The 24,044-nt window shown below is 73.2% G+C and carries 2 protein-coding genes; both read right to left on the reverse strand.

The features are described from left to right. Positions 1-3,990, reverse strand: coding sequence for an amino acid adenylation domain-containing protein (locus AB0N03_RS25910; protein ID WP_364376751.1), 3,990 nt, complete (start codon positions 3,988-3,990; stop codon positions 1-3). Further along, on the reverse strand, positions 3,987-24,038 hold the full coding sequence (locus tag AB0N03_RS25915) for a non-ribosomal peptide synthase/polyketide synthase (RefSeq protein WP_364377075.1): 20,052 nt from the start codon (positions 24,036-24,038) through the stop codon (positions 3,987-3,989). The genes AB0N03_RS25910 and AB0N03_RS25915 overlap by 4 nt, the downstream gene beginning before the upstream one ends. Between the last annotated feature and the right edge of the window lie 6 nt (positions 24,039-24,044).

The raw sequence follows: 24,044 nt of genomic DNA on the forward strand, positions 1-24,044 counted from the left end.
TCACTCGTCGGCGGTCACGGCGAGCCCGGCCAGCACGGCCCGGGCCAGCTCCGCCACGTGCGGCGGTTCGACCATGTCCCAGTGGTGGCCCGAAACCGGCGTCACCGTGAGCTCGCCGCGCGTGCGGGCGCGCCAGCTCTCCGGCCGCACCTCCGGGCGGCCCTTCACCGGGTGGGTGCCGGTGGAGGTGATGAGGTGGATGCCGGCATCGACGACGGCGCGGCAGCGGTAGGCCTCGACGGCGTCCTTGCCGGCGAGGTAGACCCGCGCCATCTGCTCGACGACGGCGTTGCCCGCGACTTCCGACACCATGCCGCGGTCACGGGCCTCGGCGAGCATCTCGTCCAGCGTGTCGACAGCCCCCGGAGCGAGCTTCAGCACGGCCTCGCCGAACCACGCGAGGGGGTCGCTGGTATCGACCTCCGGAAGCGGGTTGCCGTAGTCGTCGACGCCGAGGACGGTCGCGTCGATGACGCACAGGTGCTCGACCGCGCGACCGTCCTTTTCCAGCTGGGCGGCCATTTCGAAGGCGACCGAGCCGCCCTGCGACCAGCCCGCCAGCCGGATCGGGCGGTCGCCGGCCACCGGCAGGAGGTCCGCGAGGAACGCCGCGGCCAGCTCCTCGATGGTGTGCACGGGGTCCTCGCCGGGCGCGAACCCGGGCGCCTGCAGGCCGAACACCGGCAGCGCCGGGTCCAGTTCGGCCACGAGCTGCAGGTACGGGAACGGGCTCCCGGCGGTCGGCGGCAGCAGGAACAGCGGGGCGACGCCCGCACGGCCCGGCGAGAGCGGAACGACCAGTCCCCCGCCGCTTCCGCCGGCGCGGATCAGGTCGGCCAGCGCCCGGATCGTCGGGGCGCGGAACACCTCGGCCAGGCCGACGGTCGCGCCCAGCTCGGCCTGGATCCGGTCGACCAGCACCACGGCCAGGAGCGAGTGCCCGCCGACGTCGAAGAAGCCGTCGGTGACGCCGACGCGGCGGCCGAGCAGATCCTCCCAGAGCTTCGCCAGCGCCATCTCCAGTTCGTCGCGCGGCAAGACACCGGACGTCGACACGGGGGCGGCGTCCGGGGCGGGCAGGGCGACGCGGTCGATCTTGCCGTTGGACGTCAGCGGCAGGGTGTCCAAAGTGGTCAGCGTCGACGGGACCATGTACTCCGGCAGCCGCTCGGAAAGGTGGGCCCGCACCGCTTCGGCGTCCACAGTGGACGGCGCGACGTACCCGGCGAGCGCGCCGTCGCGGACCACGGCGACCGCCTCGGTGACGCCGGGGCCGCCGACGAGCGCGGCCTCGATCTCGCCCAGCTCGATGCGGTAGCCGCGCACCTTGACCTGGTGGTCGGTGCGGCCGACGAACTCCAGCCGCCCGTCCGGCAGGTACCGGGCCAGGTCGCCGCTGCGGTAGAGGCGGCCCGGCCCGAACGGGTTCGGGACGTACTTCGCGGCGGTCAGGCCCGGGCTGCCCGCGAAGCCGCGCGCGACTCCGGCACCGCCCGCGTACAGCTCGCCGGTGACGCCGGCCGGGACCGGCCGCAGGTGCTCGTCGAGCAGGTAGACCTCGGTGTTCCAGATCGGCCGGCCCACCGAGATCGGTGTGCTGACGCACTCGGCGGCGGGCAGCACGTTGATCACGTTCGCCACGGACGTCTCGGTGTGGCCGTACTCGTTGGCCACGACGACCTCGGGGGCGTTCTCGCGCCAGAACTCCAGAGCTTCGGCGGTGAGCTGCTCGCCGCCGACGACCAGGTGCGCGGCCGCGGCCGCCGCCTCGGGCGCGAGGCACCGGCGCAGCGGCTCGAGGTGCGCGGGGGTGAGCTTGACGAAGCTGAACTTCCGGCCGCTCGACAACACGTCCGCGAGGCCCGCCACCGGGTGTTCGTCCTCCGGCACCAGTGTCACGGTCGTGCCGCACAGCAGCGGCAGGAACAACCCGGTGACGGTGAGGTCGAAGGCGAGCGAAGAGTGCACCGGCGCGCCGTCGCCCTCGTCGGCGCGGTAGGCCTGGCGGCACCAGTCCAGGTAGTGCAGCACTCCACGGTGGCTGATCAGCACGCCCTTGGGACGGCCGGTCGAGCCGGAGGTGTAGATGACGTAGGCGAGGTTCTCCGGGTCGACGACCGGGTCCTGCCACGACACCGGGTCGTCGGCGACCGGCTCGTCGGCGAAGACCACGACGTCGCCGAGGTTCTCGCCGGCGTAGCGGCGGGTGGTGACGAGCACGCGGGCGCCGGCCTGGCGGAGCATGTACTCCTTGCGGTCCTGCGGGTAGGCCGGGTCGAGCGGGATGTAGTGGCCGCCGGTCTTGAGGATGGCCAGCAGCACCGGCAGCAGCAGCGGGCCGCGTTCGCACAGCACGCCGACCGGGGTTTCGAGGCCGACGCCGTGCGCCCGCAGCCGCTGGGCCAGCCGGGTCGCGCGGGCTTCCAGGTCGGCGTAGGTCAGCTCGGCGCCGCCGCAGCGGACGGCGATCGCGTCCGGGTTCGTCGCCGCCTGCTCGGCGATCCGGCCGTGCAGCGTGCCGCGCAGGTAGGGCTCGGCGGTGGCGTTCCAGGTCTCGAGGAGCAGCTTCCGCTCGTCGGCGCCGAGGATGTCCACTTCGGACAGCCGGACGCCGGGTCGGGCGGCCAGCTCGGTGAAGAGCCGGACGAAGTGCTCGCCCATGCGGTCCATCCGGGCCTGGTCGAAGAGCGCGGTCGCGTATTCGAGGACGCCTTCCAGGGAACCGTCGGCCTGGCGGACGAAGGAGATCATCAGGTCGAACTTCGCCGTCGTCGAGGGCAGGTCCACCGGCGAAACGGCGAGGTCCCCCAGCTTTGCTTCCCCGGACGACGAGTCGTAGACCGCGAACATCACCTGGACGACCGGGGTGTGCGCGAGGTCGCGTTCCGGCGCCAGCTCCTGGACCAGCCGCTCGAACGGCAGGTCCTCGTGGGCCTGGTCCGCCAGCCGCGCCACGCGGACGCGGTCGGTGAGAGTGGCGAAGTCCGGGTCGCCGGACAGGTCGCCGCGGGCGACGACGGTGTTCACGAAGAACCCGACCATGTGCTCCAGCTCGGCCCGGCCGCGCCCGGCGACCGGGGTGCCGACGGCGAGGTCGTCCCGGCCGGTGTGGCGCCCGAGCACGACGTACGCGGCGGCGAGCAGCGTCACGAACGGCGTCGCGCCCGTGCTCTTTCCCTGATTCAGTACCGCTTCGGCGGCGTCGGCGGGGATGGTGAAGCGGGCTGACGCGCCGTGATGGTCACGCTGGGCCGGCCGCGGACGGTCCGCGGGCAGCTCCAGGGTCTCCAGCCCGGCGAGCCGCTCCTTCCAGTACGCGAGAGCGGCGTCGTGGGCGTCCACCCGGGACTGCTCCCAGGCCGCGAAGTCCGCATAGGACAGTTCGATCGGAGGCAGCTCGGCGCCGGTGTAGAGCCGGCGCAGGTCTTCGAGGAGGATCGGGAGCGACCAGCCGTCGCAGGCGATGTGGTGGACGTTGAGCGCCAGCACGTGCCGTTCGGGCGCCTCGCGGACCAGCATCGCCCGGAACACCGGCCCGGCCGCGAGGTCGAACGGGCGGCTGACGTACTCGGCGAGTACCGCGTCCAGGTCACCGTCGACCACCGGCAGGTCGACCGGCTCGGGGGCCCCGATCACCTGACGCGGCTTGTTGTCCTCCGCGACGTAGGTCGTGCGCAGGATCTCGTGCCGCGCGACCAAGGCGTCGAGCGAGCGGCGCAGCGCCTCGACATCGAGGGCGCCCTCCAGGCGGAGCAGGAGCGGGACCGCATACTCGGCGCTGTCCGGGTCGAGGCGGTCGAGGAACCACAATCGCTGCTGCCCGGCCGAAAGCGGGAGCGGCGCGGCGCGGTCGGCCCGGCCGAACGCACGGACCGGCGCGGTGGCCCCGCCGCGCAGGCGCTTCGCGAGCACCGCGGCCCGGAGCCGGGCCGCCCGATCGGCGTCGGTTGGCACGTCCGGGGCCTCCGGGCGGATGTCGAACGTGGTCATGCGCTGGCCTCCTCGGTGAGGGAGTCGAGGAGCTCCTGCTCGGACATGCCGGCGAGCTCGGCCTCGATCTCGGTGTGGACCACGGCGGCGAGCGCGGCGACCGTGGTGGTCTGGAACAGCACGGGCAGGGGCAGGTCCACGCCGAAGGCGGCCTGCAGCCGCATGCGAACCTTGGCGGCGAGCACGGAATGCCCGCCGAGGGCGAAGAAGTCGTCGCCGAGCCCGACGCGGGGCACACCCAGGACCTCGGCCCAGATGTCGGCGATCAGCTGCTCCTCGGGGCTGCTCGGGGCGACGTAGTCCGCCGTCTCCTCCGCCGGTTCGGGCAGCGCGGCGCGGTCGAGCTTGCCGCTCGCGTTGACCGGCAGCGCGTCGAGCACGACGAACGCGCTCGGCACGAGGTGCTCCGGCAGGCGCTGTCCGAGGAAGGCACGCAGATCCGCGGGGCTGACGTCGCCGACGGTGTAGGCGACCAGGCGTTTCTGCCCGGCCGGGTCCGGTTTGGCGAGCACGACCGCGGCGGTGAGCGCGGGGTGGGCCCGCAGCGCCGACTCGACTTCGCCGAGTTCGATGCGGAAGCCGCGGATCTTGACCTGGTCGTCGGTCCGCCCCAGGAATTCCAGCTCGCCGGCGCGGGTGCGCCGGACCAGGTCACCAGTGCGGTACATCCGCCCGCCCGCCGGGTTGGCGACGAACCGGCTCGCGGTGAGTCCCGGCCGCCCGAGGTACCCGCGGGCCAGGCCCGGGCTCGCGACGTACAGCTCGCCCGCCACGCCCGGTGGCACCGGCTGGAGCCGGCCGTCCAGGACGTACGCGCTCGTGTACCGCAGGGCGCGGCCGATGGTCACCTGCTCACTCGGCACCAGCGGCTCGCTCACCGTGGACACGACCGTGGCCTCGGTCGGGCCGTACATGTTGAGCATCCGGCGCCCCGGCGCCCACTTCGCGACCAGCTCCGGCGGGCAGACGTCGCCGCCGACGACGACCGTCCGGAAGTCCGGCAGGTCCGGGTCCTCGACCGTGGCCAGCGCCGCGGGCGGGATCAGCGCGTGCGTCACCCGTCCCTCGGCGAGAACGTCCCGCAGCTGGTCGCCGAGCAGCGGGCCCGGCGGTGTCACGACGAGGGCGGCGCCGGTCATCAGGGACGCGCACAGTTCGAGGATCGAGGCGTCGAAGCTCGGCGACACGTACTGCAGCACCCGGTCGCCCGGACCGACCTGGTAGGCGGCGACGGTGTTCGCCACCAGGGTGGCGAGGCCGGCGTGACTGACGATGACGCCCTTCGGCCGTCCGGTCGAACCCGACGTGTAGATCACGTACGCCGCGTTCTCCGGCTCTACTTCGACGTCCAGTGGACTGTCGTCCATTGTGGACGCCGGCAGGTCCCGCAGCGTGAGCACCGGGTTCGCGTCGTCGAGCATGTACTGGATGCGCTCCTCCGGGTAGCTCGGGTCGACCGGGAGGAACGCGGCCCCGGTCTTGACCACGGCCAGCTGCGCGACGACCAGATCGGCCGAGCGCGGCAGCAGCAGGGCGACGACCTGCTCCGGGCCGGCGCCCCGGCTTCGCAGGACCCGGGCCACGCGGTTCGCCGCCGCGTCCAGTTCGGCGTAGGTGAGCGAGTCCGGTCCGGCCACCACGGCCAGGGCATCCGGATCGCGTCGCACCTGGGCTTCCACCAACTCCGCGAAAGTCCCGCCGGGGGCAGGTTCGTCGAGCGGGGTGACTTCGGCCGCGTCGAGCATCGGGACGCGGTCCACCGGCCGTTGCGGGTCGGCGGCGACCCCTTCGAGAATCCGGACGTACCGCTCCGCGAACGCGGCGACCGTCTCCTCGTCGAACAGTGCGACCGGGTATTCGAGGACGCCGTCGACCGCGCCGGAGGGCTGCTCGCGCAACACCACGGCGAGGTCGAACTTGGCCGCGCCCGTCTCGATCCCCAGGGGCTCGCAGTCCAGGCCGCCCAGTTCCCAGCCGCCTTCGGACACCGTCTGCAGCGCGAACATGAGCTGCACCAAGGGGTTGCGGCTCGGGTCGCGGTCGGGCCGCAGCTCGGCGACGACCCGGTCGAACGGGACCTCCTGGTGGCTGAAGGAGTTCAGCGCCGTCTCCCGGACCCGCTCCAGCAGCTCGGTGAAGCCGGGCGAGCCGGTCAGGTCCGCACGCAGGGCGAGCGTGTTGACGAACTGGCCGATCAGCCGCTCGGTGTCCGGGTGGTCCCGGCCGGCGACGGGGCTGCCGACCGCGAACTCCCGCAGCCCGGTGTGCCGGGAGACGAGGACCTGGAACCCGGCCAGCAGGGTCATGAACAGGCTGGCCCGGGCCTGCGCACCCAGCTCACCGAGCCGCGTGGCCAGCTCCGCGGGCACGCTGAACTCGTACCGCGCGCCCCGCGGGTCACGCACGGGCGGCCGTGGCCGGTCGGCCGGCAGCTGCACGACCTGCGGCACCCCGGCGAGCTGCGTCCGCCAGAACTCGACGTCCACTCCGGTCGGCCGGGACCAGGCCGCGACGTCGGCGTACTGCACCGGAAGCGGCGGCAGGTCGGCACCGGCGTAGAGGTCGCGCAGCTCCTCGGCGAGGAGGCCTTCGGACCAGCCGTCGAGGACGATGTGGTGGGCCGACAGCACGAGCACGTGGTCGTCCTCGGCCAGCCGGCCGAGTGCCGCGGCGAACACCGGACCTGTGGCGAGGTCGATGCCCCGCGGTGCCAGGAACGGCGTGACGGCGTCGATGTCGGTGACGGGCAGCGGGACCGGCCCGGCGGCGTCGACGACCTGCCGCGGCTCGCCGTCGATCTCGACGAACCGGGTCCGCAGGATCTCGTGCCGTTCGACCAGCTTGGTGAGGGCGGCCCCGAGTGCGCCGATGTCGAGGTTGCCGCGGAGGCGGACCGCGTTGGGCACCAGGTATTCGGCGCTGGACGGCGCCATCCGGTCGGCCAGCCACATGCCGACCTGGACCCCGGCCAGCGGCGCGGGACCGCCGGGCCGCTTCGGGATCGCCTCGAACTCACGCCGGGTGGCTCGGGCGACGGCGTCGGCCAGCTCCGCGACCGTGGGCGAGTCGAAGATGAGCCGGATCGGGATGTCCGCCGAGAGCCGCTTGCGCAGCTCCGCGACCACCCGGACACCCAGCAGGGAGTGCCCGCCGAGGTCGAAGAAGTTGTCGTCGGCGCCGACCCGCTCGACGCCGAGGATGTTTTGCAGCACTTCGGCGACCAGCTCCGCGACCGGGCCCTTCGGGGCGCGGTACTCGGCCACTGGAGTTCCCGTCGGGGTGGGCAGCGCCTTGCGGTCGATCTTGCCGCTGGTCGTCGTCGGGAACTCCGGCAGCACGCTCAGCGCCGTCGGCACGAGGTAGACCGGCAGCCGCTCGCGCAGCTGTTCCCGGATCCCGGCCTCGGTGAGCGTGCCGCCGCCCTGCGGGGTGACGTAGCCGGCGAGCCGCTTGTCGCCCGGCACCGGCTGCCACACCGTCACGGCCGCTTCGCGGACACCCGGCAGCTCCAGGAGCACCTGCTCGACCTCACCGGGTTCGACGCGGATGCCGCGGATCTTGACCTGCGAATCCTGGCGGCCGAGGAACGTCAGCGCGCCGTCCGGGGTGCGCAGGCCGCGGTCGCCGGTGCGGTACAGCCGCTCGCCGGGGTCGAACGGGCTGGGCAGGAACGCCGACGCCGTCTTGCCCGGGTCACCGAGGTAGCCCCGCGCGAGCCCGACACCGCCGATGAACAGGTCGCCGGCAACGCCGACCGGGACCGGCCGCAGGTGCTCGTCGAGGACGTGGATCCGGTTGTTGGCGATCGGCGAGCCGACGCTGACCGAGCCCGCGCCGTCGAGGTCGGCGCGGACGCATTCGCGCATGGTCGAGTCGATCGACACTTCGGTGGCGCCCCACTGGTTGTGCAGGGTCGCAGTCTCGCCCAGCCGGTCGAAGAACAGCTTCAACAGTTCCGGCTGCAGCGCTTCACCACTGGTGATGACGTTGCGCACCGTGCTGAGCGCAACTTGGTCGGCCGGGGTCAGCTGCTCCAGGAACAGCGTCAGCATGCTCGGCACGAACTGCAGGTTGGCGACCCGGTGTCGCACGGCGCCGGCCAGGATCGCGGCGGGGTCGCGGTGCAGGCCCGGCGGGATCAGGGCGACGCGACCGCCGACGATGAGCGGCCACAGGCATTCCACGGCGGCGTCGTCGAACACGAGCGTCGTCTTCTGCAGGACGCCTTCGCCCGGCTGGAGCCGATAGGTGTCCTGGTGCCAGCGCAGCCGGTTGACCCAGCCGCGGTGGGTGCTCGCGACGCCCTTGGGCTTCCCGGTCGAGCCGGAGGTGTAGTAGATCGACACCAGGTTGTCCGGGTGGGTAGTGTCCGGCAGCCGTTGTGCTTCACCGTCTGAATCGGACACTTCGAGGAAGGTGACCTCGTGGCTTTCCGGTGCGGGCGCCCCGGCGTTGATCAGGCAGACGGGCGAGTTCGCGTCGCCGAGGATGCCGAGGACCCGGGGTTCGGGCGCGTCGGTTTCGATCGGGACGAACGCGCCGCCGGCCTTGAGGATCGCGACCAGGCCGACGATCAGGTCGATCGAGCGGTCCATCCGGAGGCCGACCGGGACGTCCGGGCCGACGCCGTGCTCGATGAGCCGCGCGGCGAGAACTCCGGCTCGGCGTTCCAGCTCGGCGTAGTCGATGTGGTCGTCCAGGTATTCGACGGCGATCGCGTGCGGGGTTTTCGCTGCCTGCTCGGAGATGAGGTGGTGCAGGCAGACGCTCTCGTCGTAAGCGACTTCGGTGTCGTTGACGCCGTGCACCAGGTGGGTGAGCTCGGTCTCGGTGAGGAGATCCAGCTCGCCGACCGGGGTCTCGGGCGCCTCGGCGATCCTTTCCAGCAGCGTCGTGAAGTGGCCGGCCAGCCGCTCGATCGTGGTGGCGTCGAACAGCGCGGTCGGGTACTCGAAGATGCCGGTCAGGGCGCCGTCGGCGTCCTGGGCCATGGCGAGTTCGAGGTCGAACTTGCTGACCCGGGTGTCGACGGCGAGGGGCTCGACGACCAGGCCGGGCAGCGCCCAGCCGGCCTTCTCGTTGTTCTGCAGGGCGAACACGATCTGCACCAGCGGGGTGCGGGTGAGGTCACGCTGCGGGCGCAGGAGCTCGACGATCCGGTCGAACGGGACGTCGTCGTGGTCGAACGCGGCGAGGGTGCCGGCGCGAACCCTTCGCAGCAGTTCCGTGAACGCCGGGTCGCCGGAGAGGTCGGCGCGCAGGGGCACCATGGTGACGAAGTGGCCGACCAGGGGTTCGGTCTGCGGGTGACTGCGGCCGGACACCGGAGTGCCGATCGCGAAGTCCCGCATGGCGGTGTAGCGGCTGACCAGGACTTCGAAGGCGGCGAGCACGGTCATGAACAAGCTGGCGCCGTGGCTCGCCCCCAGCTTCGCCAGGCGGCCCACCACCTCGGCCGGGACGTGGACGGGTGTCTTGGCGCCGGCGATGTCCCGGGTCAGGGGACGCGGCCGGTCGGCGGGCAGCTCGGCGACGTGCGGCATGCCGTCGAGGGCGTCGCGCCAGAAGGCGAGACCGGCTTCGTCATCGGCGGCGGCTTGCCACGCGGCGACGTCGCCGAACTGCACCGGCAGCGCCGCCGGGCGGATTCCCGCGTAGTGGTCGCGCACTTCGGTGGCGAGGACGCCCATGGACCACCCGTCGGCGACGATGTGGTGCAGGAGCAGCACCAGGACGTGCTCGGTGGCGGAGATCCGGCCGAGTGCGGCCCGGACCACGGGGCCGTGCTCGAGGTCGAGCGGAGTGTCCACTTGGGAGCGGAGGAACGCCTCGACGTCCGCGACCTCGGTGACCGGGAGCGGCAGCGGCCGCACCGGGTCGACCACCTGGGCCGGCTCGCCCTCGATCTCCACGAACCGGCTGCGCAGCACCTCGTGCCGGGCCACGACCGCCGACAGCGCGCCGGCCAAGGCCGCCACATCCAGGTCGCCGCCGATGCGCAGGGCGAGGGGTACCAGGTACTCCGCCGAGCCCGGCGCGAGCCGTTCGGCGAACCAAAGTCCGCGCTGCACCGGCGACAGCGGCGTGCGACTCCCGTGTTCGCGAACCGGGATCGGCTCGAAGTCCACTGTGGACGCCGATGGCACCAGCCGCGCCAATGAAGCGATCGTCGGGGCCTCGAACAGCGCCCGCACTCCCAGCCGCACGCCGAACTCCGTGCGCATCCGGCCGGTCACCTTCGCCGCCAGCAGCGAGTGGCCGCCCAGGGCGAAGAAGTTGTCCTCCACTCCCGGCTCCGGCACCCCCAGCACGTCGGCCCAGATCGCGGCGAGCGCGACCTCGACGGCCGTCCGCGGGGCGACGTGTCCGGCGACCACTCGTTGCGGCGCGGGCAGCGCGGCCCGGTCGAGCTTGCCGTTCGCGGTCCGCGGCAGCTCGGCCAAGGGCACGATCACCGACGGCACCAGGTACTCCGGCAGCCGCGCGGCAGCGTGGTCGGCCAGTACCGCGGGGGCGGCGGTGCCGACGACGTAGGCGACCAACAGCCCGTCGCGAACGACCACAGCGGCCTGCGAGACCCCTTCGAAACCGGCCAGCACGGCCTGCACCTCGCCGGGCTCGACGCGGAAGCCGCGGATCTTGACCTGGTCGTCGGCGCGTCCGGCATATTCGAGTACGCCGAGAGCGTTCCACCGCGCGAGGTCGCCGGTGCGGTACATCCGCTCCCCCGCCGCGAACGGCGAAGCGACGAACCGCTCGGCCGTCGCCCCGGGCTGACCGAGGTAGCCGTGAGCGGTGCCGACACCCGACAGGTACAGCTCACCGACGACCCCCGCGGGCACCGGCCGCAGCCGCGCGTCGAGGACGTACGCGTGCTTGCCCGTGACCGGCCGGCCGATCGGGACCGGGCCGTCGACCGCCGTGACCGCGTGGAACGTGCTGAAGCCCATGGTCTCGGCCGGGCCGTAGCCGTTGATCACCGCGACGTGCGGATACGCGCGCAGCACCCTCGCCAGGTGCGCGGGCGACGCCGCTTCGCCGCCGGTCATCGCGCGGCGGACCGTCGCGAACACCGCCGGGTGCTCGTCGACCAGGAAGTCGAACAGGCTGGCCGAGACGTCCAGGACCGTGACGTCGTGCGCCACGACCAGATCCTCGATCAGCGCCGGCTCGGGGCGCTGGCCGGGCTGCAGCACGACCGTGCCCCCGGACAGGAGCGGCCCGAGCAGCTGCGTGCCGAACGCGTCCCACGACACCGGCGCGCACTGCAGCCAGACGTCGTCCGGGCCGAACCCGGCGTAGTCCTGGCCGGTCAGCGTGCCGACGACCGCGCGATGCGGTGCCGCGACCGCCTTGGGGATCCCGGTGGAGCCGGAGGTGAACATGACCACGGCGAGGTCGTCCGGGCGGCCGGGCAGGCCGAGGCCTCCGCCGTCGCGGACGGCGATCGCGGCCGCGTCTTCGACGACGTCGATCCGCCGCCAGGGCAGCGAGCGTCCGTCGGTGAGGACGACCGCGGCCGAAGTCCGGCGCAGCGCCCCGACCAGGCGTTCGGCCGGGAAGTCCGTGTCCAGCACGGTGTAGGCTGCCCCGGCCTTGAGCACGGCGAGCAGCGCGACGGCCAGCCGCGGCGAGCGTCCGATGTGGACACCGACCAGGTCGCCGCGCCGGACGCCCTCGGCGACGAGGTGCCGGGCGAGCCGGTTGGCCTCGACGTCGAGCTGTCCATAAGTGAGCGACGAACCCTCGAAGATCAACGCGGTCGCGTCCGGCGCCCACGCCGCCTGCCGTTCGAACAGGTCGTGCAGCCGCATCGCCGGGGCGGTGACCGTCGTCGTGCCCTGGGCCAGCAGCGCCGCGCGTTCGCCGTCGGCGAGCAGGTCCAGATCAGTGATCGGAGCGTCCGGAGTGGACACAGCGGCGGTGAGGAACCGGGCGAACCGGACCGCGATCGAGGAAGCCGTGGCCGCGTCGAACAGGTCGGCCGCGTACTCCAGCTGACCGGTCAGGCCCGCTGGAACGCCGTCCGCGGTGTGGTTCTCTTCGATGCCCGCGGTCAGGTCGAACTTCGCGACGTCCCGGCGGACCGTGACCCCCTCGGTTTCCAGGCCGGGCAGGCCGAGCTGCGCGGTGGCGTTGTTCTGCAGCACCAGCATCACCTGGAACAGCGGGTGCCGCGCGGCCGACCGAGCCGGGTTCAGCTCCTCGACGACCCGCTCGAACGGGACGTCGGCATGCGCCAGCGCGGCCAGTCCGGCGTCGCGAACGCGGGCCAGGAGCTGCCGGAACGTCGGCTGCCCCGAGACGTCGGTGCGCAGGACCAGGGTGTTGACGAAGAATCCCGCGAGGTCGTCGAGGGCGGTGTCGCCGCGGCCGGCGACAGCGGTGCCCAGCGGGACGTCGTCGCCCGCGCCGAGCCGCGACAGCAGGGCCGCGAACCCGGCCTGCAGCGCCATGAACAGCGTCCCGCCGCTGCCGCGGGCCAGGTCGGCCAGCGCCGCGTGGACGTCCGCGCCGAGCGCGAACTCCACCGAGCCGCCGCGGTGGCTCGCCACGGCCGGGCGGACCCGGTCGGCGGGCAGCGCCAGCTCCTCGGGTGCGCCGGCGAGAGCGTCGCGCCAGAACGCGAGCTGGCCGGCGATCTCCGGTTCGTCGAGGACTTCGCGCTGCCACAGCGTGTAGTCCGCGTATTGCACCGGCAACGGCGTCCACCCTGGAGCCGCGCCGTCGAGGCGGGCCGCGTAGGCGGTGGCCAGGTCGCGCCACAGCGGCGCCGCCGACCAGCCGTCGGACGCGATGTGGTGCAGCACCAGCAGCAGGACGTGATCGTCGGCGGCGACCTCGACCAGGTGCGCCCGGATCGGCAGCTCGGTCCGCAGGTCGAAGACGTGCGCCGCGGCCTCGGCCAGCACATCGGACAGTGCGTCCTCAGTGGACTGGGTGAGCGTCCACGGCACCGAAGGTGCGGTCAGGATCTCCTGCCACGGCTCACCTTCGTGCGACGGGAAGACCGTGCGCAACGACTCGTGCCGCTCGACGACATCAGCCAAGGCTGCCTGCAGGGCAGCCACGTCGAGAGCGCCGCGCAGGCGCAGCGCACGCGGGACGTCGTAGCCCGCGTTGGCCTCTTCGGCCTGGTCGACGAACCACAACCGCTGCTGCGCGAACGACAACGGCAGCCGCTCGGGCCGCTCGCGGCGGGTCACCGGCGGCCGCGCCGGGGCGGCGTCGCCGAGGACTTCGGCGAGCCCGGCGACGGCCGGGGTGCGGAACAGCTCGCGGATGCCCAGCTCGATGCCGAGCACGGCGCGAACCCGGCCGATCAGCCGGGCCGCCAGCAGCGAATGCCCGCCCAGTTCGAAGAAGCCGTCGTCGAGGCCGACCTCGGGCAGTCCGAGCACCTCGGCGAACAGTCCACAGAGGACGTTCTCGGTGACGGTCCGCGGCCGGCGTCGGGAGCCCGCCGCGAAGTCCGGCGCGGGCAGCGCCCGGCGGTCCAGCTTGCCGTTCGCGGTCCGGGGCAGCTCGGGCAGCGGCACGATCGCCGAGGGCACCAGGTAGTCCGGCAGCCGGTCGGCCAGGTACGCGCGCAGTGCGGCCGGTTCGGCCGAGCCGACGACGTACCCGATCAGCCGCCCGTCACGGACGACGACCGCGGCCTGCTCGACGCCCTCGTGACGGGCCAGCACTGCCCGGACTTCGCCGGGTTCGACGCGGAAGCCGCGGACCTTGACCTGGTCGTCGGCGCGGCCGACGTACTCGAGAACACCGTCGGCGTTCCAGCGGACCAGGTCACCGGTGCGGTACATCCGCTCCCCCGCCACGAACGGCGAAGCCACGAACCGCTCGGCGGTGGCGCCGGGCAGGCCGCGGTAGCCGTCGGCGAGGCCGTGGCCCGCGAGGTACAGCTCTCCCGTGACACCCGGCGCGGCCAGGGCGAGGTGCGCGTCGAGGACGTAGGCGCGCTTGCTCGCGACCGGCCGCCCGATCGGGATGGCGACCCCACCGAGGTCGGCTGGGGTGATCGGGTGGAACGTCGTGTAGCCCATGCTCTCGGCCGGGCCGTAGCCGTTGATCAGCTCGACGTCCGGGTACTCGCGCAGTGCCTTCGTCACGTGCTCGACGGACGCCGGCTCGCCGCCGGTCATCGCGCGGCGCAGGACGGTGAAGACCTGCGGCTCCTGGTCCAGGAGGTAGTTGAACAGGCTCGCCGAGGCGTGCAGCACGGTGACGCCGTGCTCGACGACCAGCGCGGCGATGCGGTCCGGCTCGGGGTTCTGGCCGGGCTGCAGGACCGTCCGGCCGCCGTAGAGCAGGGCACCGAACAGCTGGAGCGCGAAGCCGTCCCAGGACACCGGGGCGCACTGCAGCCACACCTGGCCCGCGTCGAAGGTCGCGTAGGCCTGGCCCATGGTCGCGACGACGCCGCGGTGCGAGGTGGCGACGCCCTTGGGCACGCCGGTCGAGCCGGAGGTGAACATGACGCAGGCCAGGTCGGCCGGGGTCAGCTCGACGTCCGGGTTCGTCGTGTCCGGGTGGTCCGGCACCGCCGTCAGCACCCGCTGCACGCCGGCCTGCTCGGTGACCGCGGCCAGACGCTCGGCCGGGTAGCTCGGGTCGAGCAGGGTGTACGCGGCACCGGACTTGAGCACCCCGAGCACCGCGGCCGCGAAGTCGAAGCCGCGGTCCAGCAGGACCCCGACCACCTCACCGCGGCGGACTCCGTCGTCCAGGAGGTGGTGAGCGACCTGGTTGGCGCGGGCGTTCAGCTCGCCGTAGGTCAGCGTCTCGCCCTCGAACAGGATCGCGACGGCGCCGGGTTCCTGGCGTTCGACGATGGTGTGCAGGCAGTCCTCGGGCGCCGCGCTCACCTCGACGGCATGGCCCGCGGTCAGCACGAGGTCGCGTTCGGCGGCGGTGAGGACGTCGAATGCCGCGACCGACGTCGTGGGCGCGTCGGCGATCTGCTCCAGCAACCGGACGAACGCCGCGGCCAGGCGCTCGGCGGTGGCGGCGTCGAACAACGCTGTCGCGTACTCGAAGGCACCGGTGATCCCACCGGCATTGCTGTGTTCCTCCAGGGCCGCGGTGAGGTCGAACTTGGCGACCGCGCGGGCCACTTCGTACGGCTCGGTGTCCACACCGGACAGTGCGACGGCCGGGGTGTCCTGCTGCAGCACCAGCATCACCTGGAACAGCGGGTGCCGGGACGCCGACCGGGCCGGGTTCAGCTCCTCGACCAGGCGCTCGAACGGAACGTCGTCGTGCTCGAACGCGCTCAGGTCGGCTTCCCGGACGCGCTCGACCAGCTCGGCGAACGTCGGAGTGCCGCTGAGGTCCGTGCGCAGCACGACGGTGTTGACGAAGAACCCGACGAGGTCGTCGAGGGCCGGGTCCGGCCGACCGGCGACCGGGGTGCCGATCGGGACGTCGTCGCCGGCACCGAACCGCGCGAGCAGCGTTGCGAGGGCGGCCTGCAGGACCATGAACAGCGTCGCGCGCTGCCCTGCGGCGAGGTCGAGCAGCCGCGAATGCAGCTCCGCCGGGATCGCGACGGCCGCTGACCCGCCGGTGTGGTCCGCGGTGGCGGGCCGGACGCGGTCGTAGGGCAGCGCCAGCTCTTCCGGCAGCCCGGCGAGCGCGTTCGCCCAGTAGGCGATGTCGGTGTCGAGTTCCCGTTGCCACAGCGTGTAGTCCGCGTACTGCACCGGCAGCGGGGTCCACTTCGGACGCTCACCCTTGACGCGGGCGGCGTACGCGTCGGCGAGGTCGCCGAGCAGGACCGGGATCGACCAGCCGTCGCCGGCGATGTGGTGGGTCACCACGAGCAGGACGTGCTCGTCGCCCTCGCTGAACAGCCACGACCGCACCGGTGGCGCGGCGGCCAGGTCGAACGGGGTCCGGGCGGCGTCGGCGACCGAGCCGGTCGTGACCTCGAACGGCACCGCGAAGTCGTCCAGGATCACCTGATACGGCCCGGACTCGTCCTCGGCGTAGTACGTGCGCAGGGCTTCGTGCCGTCCGGCCACATCGGACAGTGCGGCCGCCAGCGCGGAAGCGTCGACGTCGCCGCGCAGCCGCAAAGCGATCGGCATGTGGTAGGACGTGTCGTCGCGGTCCATGCGGGCCAGGAACCACAACCGTTCCTGGCCGGGCGCCAGCGGGAGCCGCTCCGGGCGCTCGCGCCGGGTGATCGCCGGGCGCGCCGCGACGGCGACGCCGAGGCTTTCGCTCAGCCCGGCGACGGTCGGGTTCGCGAACAGCGCCCGCACGGTGACGTCGAGGCCCAGCACCGCGCGGATCCGCCCGGCGAGCCGGGTGGCCAGCAGCGAGTGGCCGCCCAGGTCGAAGAAGCCGTCGTCGACGCCGACCTGGGGCAGACCGAGGACCTCGGCGAACAACTCGCACAGCGCGTGCTCGCGGGCGGTGCGCGGGAGCCGGCCGACACCGGTTTCGAGGGCCGGCGCGGGCAGGGCCTTGCGGTCGAGCTTGCCGTTCGGCGTCCGGGGCAGCTCGTCGAGCAGCACGAACGCCGACGGCACCATGTACCCGGGCAGCGCGGCGGCCAGGTGCCGGCGCAGGTCCTCGACCTCGACACTTCCGTGAGCCACGACGTAGGCGACCAGGCGCTTGTCGCCGGGCCGGTCCTCGCGGACGACGACCGCGCGCAGCGCGACGGCCGGGTGCGCGGCCAGCACGGCCTCGATCTCGCCGAGCTCGATGCGGAAGCCGCGGATCTTGACCTGGTGGTCGACGCGGCCGAGGAACCGGATCTCGCCGTCCCGGCGGCGGGCGACCAGGTCGCCGGTGCGGTACATCCGTTCTCCCGCCGCGAACGGCGAGGCGACGAACCGGTCCGCGGTCAGGTCGGGGCGGCCGAGGTAGCCGCGCACGACGCCGTCGCCGGCGATGTACAGCTCGCCTGGCACGCCCGCCAGCACCGGCCGCAGCGCGCGGTCCAGCACGTGGACCTGGGTGTTCGCGATCGGCGTGCCGATGGTCGGGGCGCCCTCGCCGACGCGGGCGGTGGTGGACCAGATCGTCGTCTCGGTCGGACCGTACATGTTGGTCACCGACGCGGCCCGCGCCCGCAGCGCGACGGCCAGGTCGTCCGGCAGGGCTTCGCCGCCGACCAGGACGTGCACGCCGGAGAGGTCGACGGGCTCGGCCAGCAGCGCGTGGAAGAGGCTCGGGGTGGCCTGCAGGAGCGTGACGCCGTCCTCGGCCAGCGCGGCCAGGGCGCGGGTGTCGCGGACGTCGTCGCGGCTCGCGAGGACGACGGTGGCCCCGGCCAGCAGCGGCGCGAAGATCTCCAGGCCGGCGATGTCGAACCCGACGGTCGTGACGGCGAGGAGCCGGTCGCCCGGGGTGATCCCGAACCGCTCGACCATGTCGAGCAGGAAGTTCAGCAGCGGCCGGCGCGGGACGACGACGCCCTTGGGGCGGCCGGTCGAGCCCGACGTGAAGATCACGTACGCCGGGCTGTCCGGCGACGCGGTGTGCGGCAGGTTCCCGGCGTCCCCGTCGAAGATGAGTTCCTCGCGGGTGAGCACCAGTGCGGGGTCGGCGTCCTCCAGCATCATCGCGACGCGGTCGGCCGGGTAGTCCAGGTCCAGGGCGAGGTAGCCGGCGCCGGTCTTGAGCACCGCCAGCATGGCGATGATCAGCTGCTCGTCGCGCGGCAGGGCGAGCGCGACGTACCGCTCCGGCCCGGCGCCGCGCCCGGCCAGGCGGTGGGCGAGCCGGTTGGCCTGGGCGTTCAGCTCGGCGTAGGTCAATGTCGTGGCGCCGAACACCAGCGCGGGCGCGTCCGGGGTGGCCGCGGCCTGCGCCTCGAACAGCTCGATGACCGAGGTGTCCGGCAGCTGCCGCGCGGTCTCGTCGTTGGACGCGTCGATCGCCGTGCGCTCGACGGCCGACAGAAGGTCCACTGTGGACAAGGCGACGGCGGGGGTCGCGACGGCGGCGGTGAGCAGCCGGACGAACCGGGCGGCCAGGTCGGCCGCGGTGCCCGGGTCGACCAGGTCGGTCGCGTACTCCAGGTAGCCGCCGATTCCGGCCGGCGTGCCGCCGGCGCCGGTGTTCTCCTCCAGGTTGAGGGTGAGGTCGAACTTCGCCGTCGCGGTCGTCACCGGCACGTCGGCCGCGGCCAGGCCGGGCAGGGCCAGGTTCGCCGCGACGTTGTTCTGCAGCGCCAGCATCACCTGGAACAGCGGGTGCCGCGCGGTCGAGCGGGCCGGGTTGAGCCGCTCGACGACCCGCTCGAACGGAACGCCGGCGTGGTCGAACGCCTTGAGCGAGCTCTCCCGGACGCGGCGCACGAGGTCGGTGAAGCTCGGGTCGCCGCTGAGGTCGGTGCGCAGCACCAGGGTCGTGACGAAGAAGCCGACGAGGTCGTCCAGCGCCGCGTCCGGCCGGCCCGCCGACGGGGTGCCGACGGCGACGTCGTCCCCGGCGCCGAGCCGGGAAAGCAGGGCCGCGAACCCGGCCTGCAGCACCATGAACAGCGTCGCGTGCTCGCCGCGGGCGAGGTGCAGGAGCCGGGCGTGCAGGTCCGCGTCGAGAGTCACCGGGACGGTCGCGCCGCGGTGGCTCGCGACGGGCGGGCGCGGGTGGTCGAAAGGAAGGGAGATCTCGTCGGGCAGCCCGGCGAGGGCGTCGGCCCAGTAGTCCAAGGAATCGTCGGTCAGTTCCTGTTGCCACAGCGCATAGTCCGCGTACTGGACCGACAGCGGTGTCCATTTCGGAACGTCGCCCGCCGCACGGGCGGTGTAGGCGGTCGACAGGTCGCGCAGCAGCGGGCCGAACGACCAGCCGTCGCCGGCGATGTGGTGGGTGACGATCACCAGCACGTGGTCGTCGCCTTCGGGGATCAGCGCGGCCCGGATCGGGAGGTCGGCGGCCAGGTCGAACTCGCGTGCGGCGAACTCGGCGACGTCCGCCGCGGCCTCGGTCCACGGCAGCTCGATGAGCGGGCGGATCTCCTGGCGGGGCACGCCGTCGGTGTCCGGGAACACCGTCCGCAGCGCCTCGTGCCGCTCGACGACGTCGGCGAACGCCTGGCGCAGCGCGGCGACGTCGAGGGTGCCGGTCAGCCGCAGGGCGCGCGGCACGTTGTAGGTGGCGCCGGGCCGGTCGAGCTGCTCGACGAACCACAGGCTGCGCTGCGCCGACGAGAGCGGCAGGACGTCCGGGCGCGGCAGGGCCACGACGGCCGGGCGGGCGGCCCGCGCGGTGTCGAGCACCGCGGCCAGCCCGGCGACGGTCGGCGCGCGGAAGACGTCCGCGACGCCGATCCGGACCCCGAGCACCGCCCCGACGCGGGCGACGAGCCGGGCGGCGAGCAGCGAATGCCCGCCGAGGGCGAAGAACCCGTCGTCGACGCCGACCGTCTCGACACCGAGCACCTCGGCGAAGAGTCCACAGAGGACTTCCTCACGCGGGGTCCGCGGCGCGCGGCTGGTGCTCGTGCGCTCGGGGGCGGGCAGGGCGCGGCGGTCGAGCTTGCCGTTGGGCGTCAGCGGCAACGCGTCAAGCAAGACGAACGCGCTCGGCACGAGGTGCTCCGGCAGGCGTTCGGCAAGGTAGGCGCGGAAGTCGGCCGGCTCGCCCACGACGTAGGCGACCAGGAGCTTCTGGCCGGGCCGGTCCTCGCGGACGACGACGGCGGACTCGGTGACGGCCGGGTGCGTGCCCAGCGCGGTCCGGATCTCACCCGGCTCGACGCGGAACCCGCGGATCTTGACCTGGTCGTCGGCGCGGCCGACGTACTCGAGGACGCCGTCGGCGCGGCGGCGCACCAGGTCGCCGGTGCGGTACATCCGCTCCCCCGGCTCGAACGGTGACGCGACGAACCGGACGGCGGTGAGGTCGGGGCGGCCGGCGTAGCCGTCCGCGATGCCCCCGCCCGCGGCGTACAGCTCGCCGGCGACGCCGGGCGCGACCGGCCGCAGCCGCTCGTCCAGGACGTACGCGCGCTTGCCGTTCAGCGGGGTGCCGATCGGGATGGGCGCGCCGGTGAGGTCGGCCGTCGTGACGCGGTGGCCGCTGACGAAGATCATGTTCTCGACCGGCCCGTAGGCGTTGGTGAACGCCACCTCCGGGTGGGTCTCCAGGGCCTTGCTCAGGTGGGCGACCGACGCGACTTCGCCGCCGGTGTAGACGTCGCTGACCTGTGAGAAGACGGCCGGGTACTCGTCGAGGAGGAAGTTCAGGAGGCTGGCCGAGGCGAACATCGTCGTGACGCCGTGGCGCTCGACCAGGTCCGCGATGAGCGCGGGCTCGGGCTTCGGGCCGGGCTGCAGGACGCAGGCGGCGCCGGTCAGCAGCGCGCCGAACAGCTCGAACGCGAAGGCGTCCCAGGAGACGGGCGCGGTCTGCAGCCAGACCTCACCCGCGTAGCCCTGGCCGAGGATCGTCGTGGCGACGGCTGCGTGCGAGGCGACGACACCCTTCGGTGTGCCGGTCGAGCCGGAGGTGAACATGACGCAGGCGGGTCCGGCCGGCGACACCGCACGGCTCGGCGAGGTCGCCGTCGGATCCACGGTGTCCATTGCGGACAGGTCGTCGAGCACGACCGGCGCGTCGACCTGCTCGGCCAGCAGCTGCCGCCGTTCGGCGGGGAACGACGGGTCGAGGAGCGTGTAGCCGCAGCCGGCCTTGAGCACGCCGAGGATGGCGGCGACCAGGTCCGGGCCGCGGTCGAGGCAGATCGCGATGATCCGGCCGGGTTCGATGCCGGCCAGGAGCGCGGCGACGCCGTTCGCGCGGGCGTCCAGCTCGGCGTAGGTGACGGCCTCGTCCTGGAACAGCAGCGCGGTGCGATCCGGGGTGCGGCGGGCGTGGCCCTCGATCACGTCGTGCAGGGTGCCGGCCGGCGCGGCGGGGGCGGGCATGCCGCCCGTCACGGCCCGGGCGTGCTCGGCGGCGTCGAGGAGGTCGAGGTCGCCGATCCGCGTGCCGGGGTCCGCGGCGACGGCGGCCAGGACGCGCAGCAAGCGCCCGGCCAGCGTCGTGGCGGTGTCGCGGTCGAACAGGTCGCTCGCGTACTCCAGCAGGCCGGTCAGCTCGCCGTCGCGTTCCTCGAAGATCGCGGCCAGGTCGAACTTCGCGTAGCCGATGCCGACACGCTCGCCGGTGGCCTGAACACCGTCGATGGCCAGCTCGGCGGCGAGGTTGTTCTGCAGCACCAGGAGCACCTGGAACAGCGGGTGGCGGCCGAGCGACCGGGCCGGGTTCAGCTCCTCGACGACGCGCTCGAACGGCACCTCGGAGTGCTCGAACGCGGCCAGGCAGGTCTCACGGGCCCGGTCGAGGAGCTCGCGGAACGTCGGGTCGCCATCGGTGGCTGTGCGCAAGACGACGGTGTTGACGAAGAACCCGACGAGGTCGTCGAGGGCCGCGTCGGTGCGGCCGGCGACCGGCGAGCCGACCGGGACGTCGTCGCCGGCGCCGAGGCGGGTGAGCAGCGCGGTGAACGCGGCCTGCAGGACCATGAACAGCGTCGCGCCTTCCGCCGCGGCCAGGGCGGCCAGGCGGCGGTGGACGTCGGCGGGCACGTCCATCGGGACGACGCCGCCACGGTGACTCGCGACCGCCGGGCGCGGGCGGTCGGCGGGCAGCGGCAGTTCTTCGGGGAGTCCGGCGAGGGCGTCACGCCAGTACGCGAGGTCCCGCTCGACGGGGAGTTCCTGTTGCCACAGCGTGTAGTCCGCGTACTGAACCGGTAGTGGCGTCCACTTCGGAGCGTTTCCGGCGATGCGGGCCGCGTAGGCGGTCGACAGGTCGCGCAGGAGCGGGGCGAAGGACCAGCCGTCACTGGCGATGTGGTGCACGACCAGCAGCAGCACGGCGGAGTCGCCGGGCAGCGTGAAGAGCGTGGCGCGGATCGGCAGTTCGCGGGCGAGGTCGAACTCGGCCTCCGTGACCGCGGTCAGGGCGGCGGCGAGAGAGTCCTCAGTGGACTCTTCCGCGGTCCATGAGACCGCTCCGGACGGCAGGATGTGCTGCACCGGCTCGTCGCCGTCGCGGGTGAAGATCGTGCGGAGGGTTTCGTGCCGGGCGACGACGTCTTCGACGGCCTGCCGCAGCGCGGCGGCGTCGATCGGGCCGGCGAGGCGAAAGGCCTGCGGGACGTGGTAGCCGGCGTTCCGGGTGTCGGCCTGGTCGAGGAACCACAGCCGGCGCTGGGCGAACGACAGCGGCATCGGCTCGGGGCGAGGACGCGGGGTCAGGGGTGGTCGCGCTTCCGGCGCGTCTTCGAGGAGTTCGGCCAGGCCGGCCGGGGTCGGCGCGCGGAAGACGTCGCCGATGGCGGCTTCGACGCCGAGCGTCGCGCGGATGCGGGAGACGAGCTTGGCCGCGAGGAGGGAGTGGCCGCCGAGGGCGAGGAAGCCGTCGTCGATGCCGACGCCGTCGACGCCGAGGATCTCGGAGAACAGCTCGCAGAGTGCGGCTTCGCGCGGGGTGCGCGGGGCGCGGCCGGTGCGGGCCGCGGACCAGTCCGGCGCAGACAGGGCCTTGCGGTCGAGCTTGCCGCTCGGGGTCAGCGGCAGCGTCTCCAGGACCACGAAGGCGGCCGGCACCATGTACTCCGGCAGGTTCTCCGCGAGGGCCGCGCGCAGGGCGTCGACGTCGGGCGCGGCACCGTCCGGGACGACGTAGCCGACCAGGCGCTGGTCGCCCGCGCGGTCCTCACGCGCCAGCACGCACGAGCCACCGACACCGGGCTGCCGGTCGAGGGCGGCCTCGATCTCGCCCAGCTCGACGCGCAGGCCGCGGATCTTCACCTGGTGGTCGGTGCGGCCGAGGTACTCCAGTGCGCCGTCTTCCGACCAGCGCGCGAGGTCGCCGGTGCGGTACATCCGCTCCCCCGGCTCGAACGGGCTGGCCACGAACCGTTCCGCGGTCAGGCCCGGCCGGCCGTGGTAGCCGCGGGCCAGCTGAATCCCGGCGAGGTACAGCTCACCGGCGACGCCGGGGGCGACCGGGTTCAGCTCCGCGTCGAGGACGTACGTGCGGGTGTTCCACACCGGACGTCCGATGGGGACTGTCCTTTGTGCCGGGTCGCACGCCCAGTACGTCACGTCGACCGACGCTTCGGTCGGGCCGTAAAGGTTGTGCAGCTCGACGCCGGGAAGCGTCTCGAAGAACCGGGCCTGCAGTTCGGCGGGCAGCGACTCACCGCTGCACAGCACGCGGCGCAGGCCGGTGCAGGTCGCGGCGGCCGGGTCGAGCAGGAACGCCTGCAGCATCGACGGGACGAAGTGGACGGTCGTGATCCGCTCGGCGCGGATCAGCCCGGCGAGGTAGGCGGGGTCGCGGTGGCCGCCGGGGCGCGCGACGACGAGCGTGGCGCCGGTCAGCAGCGGCCAGAAGAACTCCCAGACGGAAACGTCGAAGCTGGACGGCGTCTTCTGGAGAACGCGGTCTTCGGCGGCGAGGCCGTACTCGGCTTGGGTCCAGGCGAGCCGGTTGACGATGCCTTCGTGCGGCACCAGCACGCCCTTGGGGCGGCCGGTGGAGCCGGAGGTGTAGATGGCGTAGGCGAGATCCTTTGTGGACGTTTGGACTTCGACTGCCGGGCCGTCCGTCAGGTCGAGTTCATCGAGGCAGATCGTCTCGGCGTCGAAGAGGTTTCTGTGGTGGGTCTGGGTGAGGACGACCGGGGCGGCGCTGTCGGCGACCATGTAGGCCAGCCGGTCGGCCGGGTAGTCCGGGTCGAGCGGGACGTAGGCGCCGCCGGCCTTGAGCACCCCCAGCAGGGCGATCACCAGCTCAAGGGATCGGTCGGCGCAGACGCCGGTGAGGACGCCGGGGCCCACGCCCCGCTCGACCAGGAGGTGCGCGAGCCCGTCGGCCTTCCCGTGGAGCTCGCGGTAGGTCAGGGACTCGCCTTCGAACACCAGCGCCGTCGCGTCCGGGGTGCGGGCCGCCTGCTCGGCGAGCAGCCGGGCGAGCGTGCGGCCCGCTTCCGGGACGTCGGTGGTGGTGTCGTTCCAGGCCGCCAGCAGCTGCCGGGTGTCGTCGTTCACGTAGATCAGCTCCAGTTCGGT

The organism is Amycolatopsis sp. NPDC051061 (assembly GCF_040682935.1).
GTDB lineage: Bacteria > Actinomycetota > Actinomycetes > Mycobacteriales > Pseudonocardiaceae > Amycolatopsis.

What these genes read in the sequence shown, in the direction of transcription:
- AB0N03_RS25910 (WP_364376751.1), bottom strand. Translation starts at nt 3,990, where the DNA reads ATGACCACGTTCGACATCCGCCCGGAGGCCCCGGACGTGCCAACCGAC.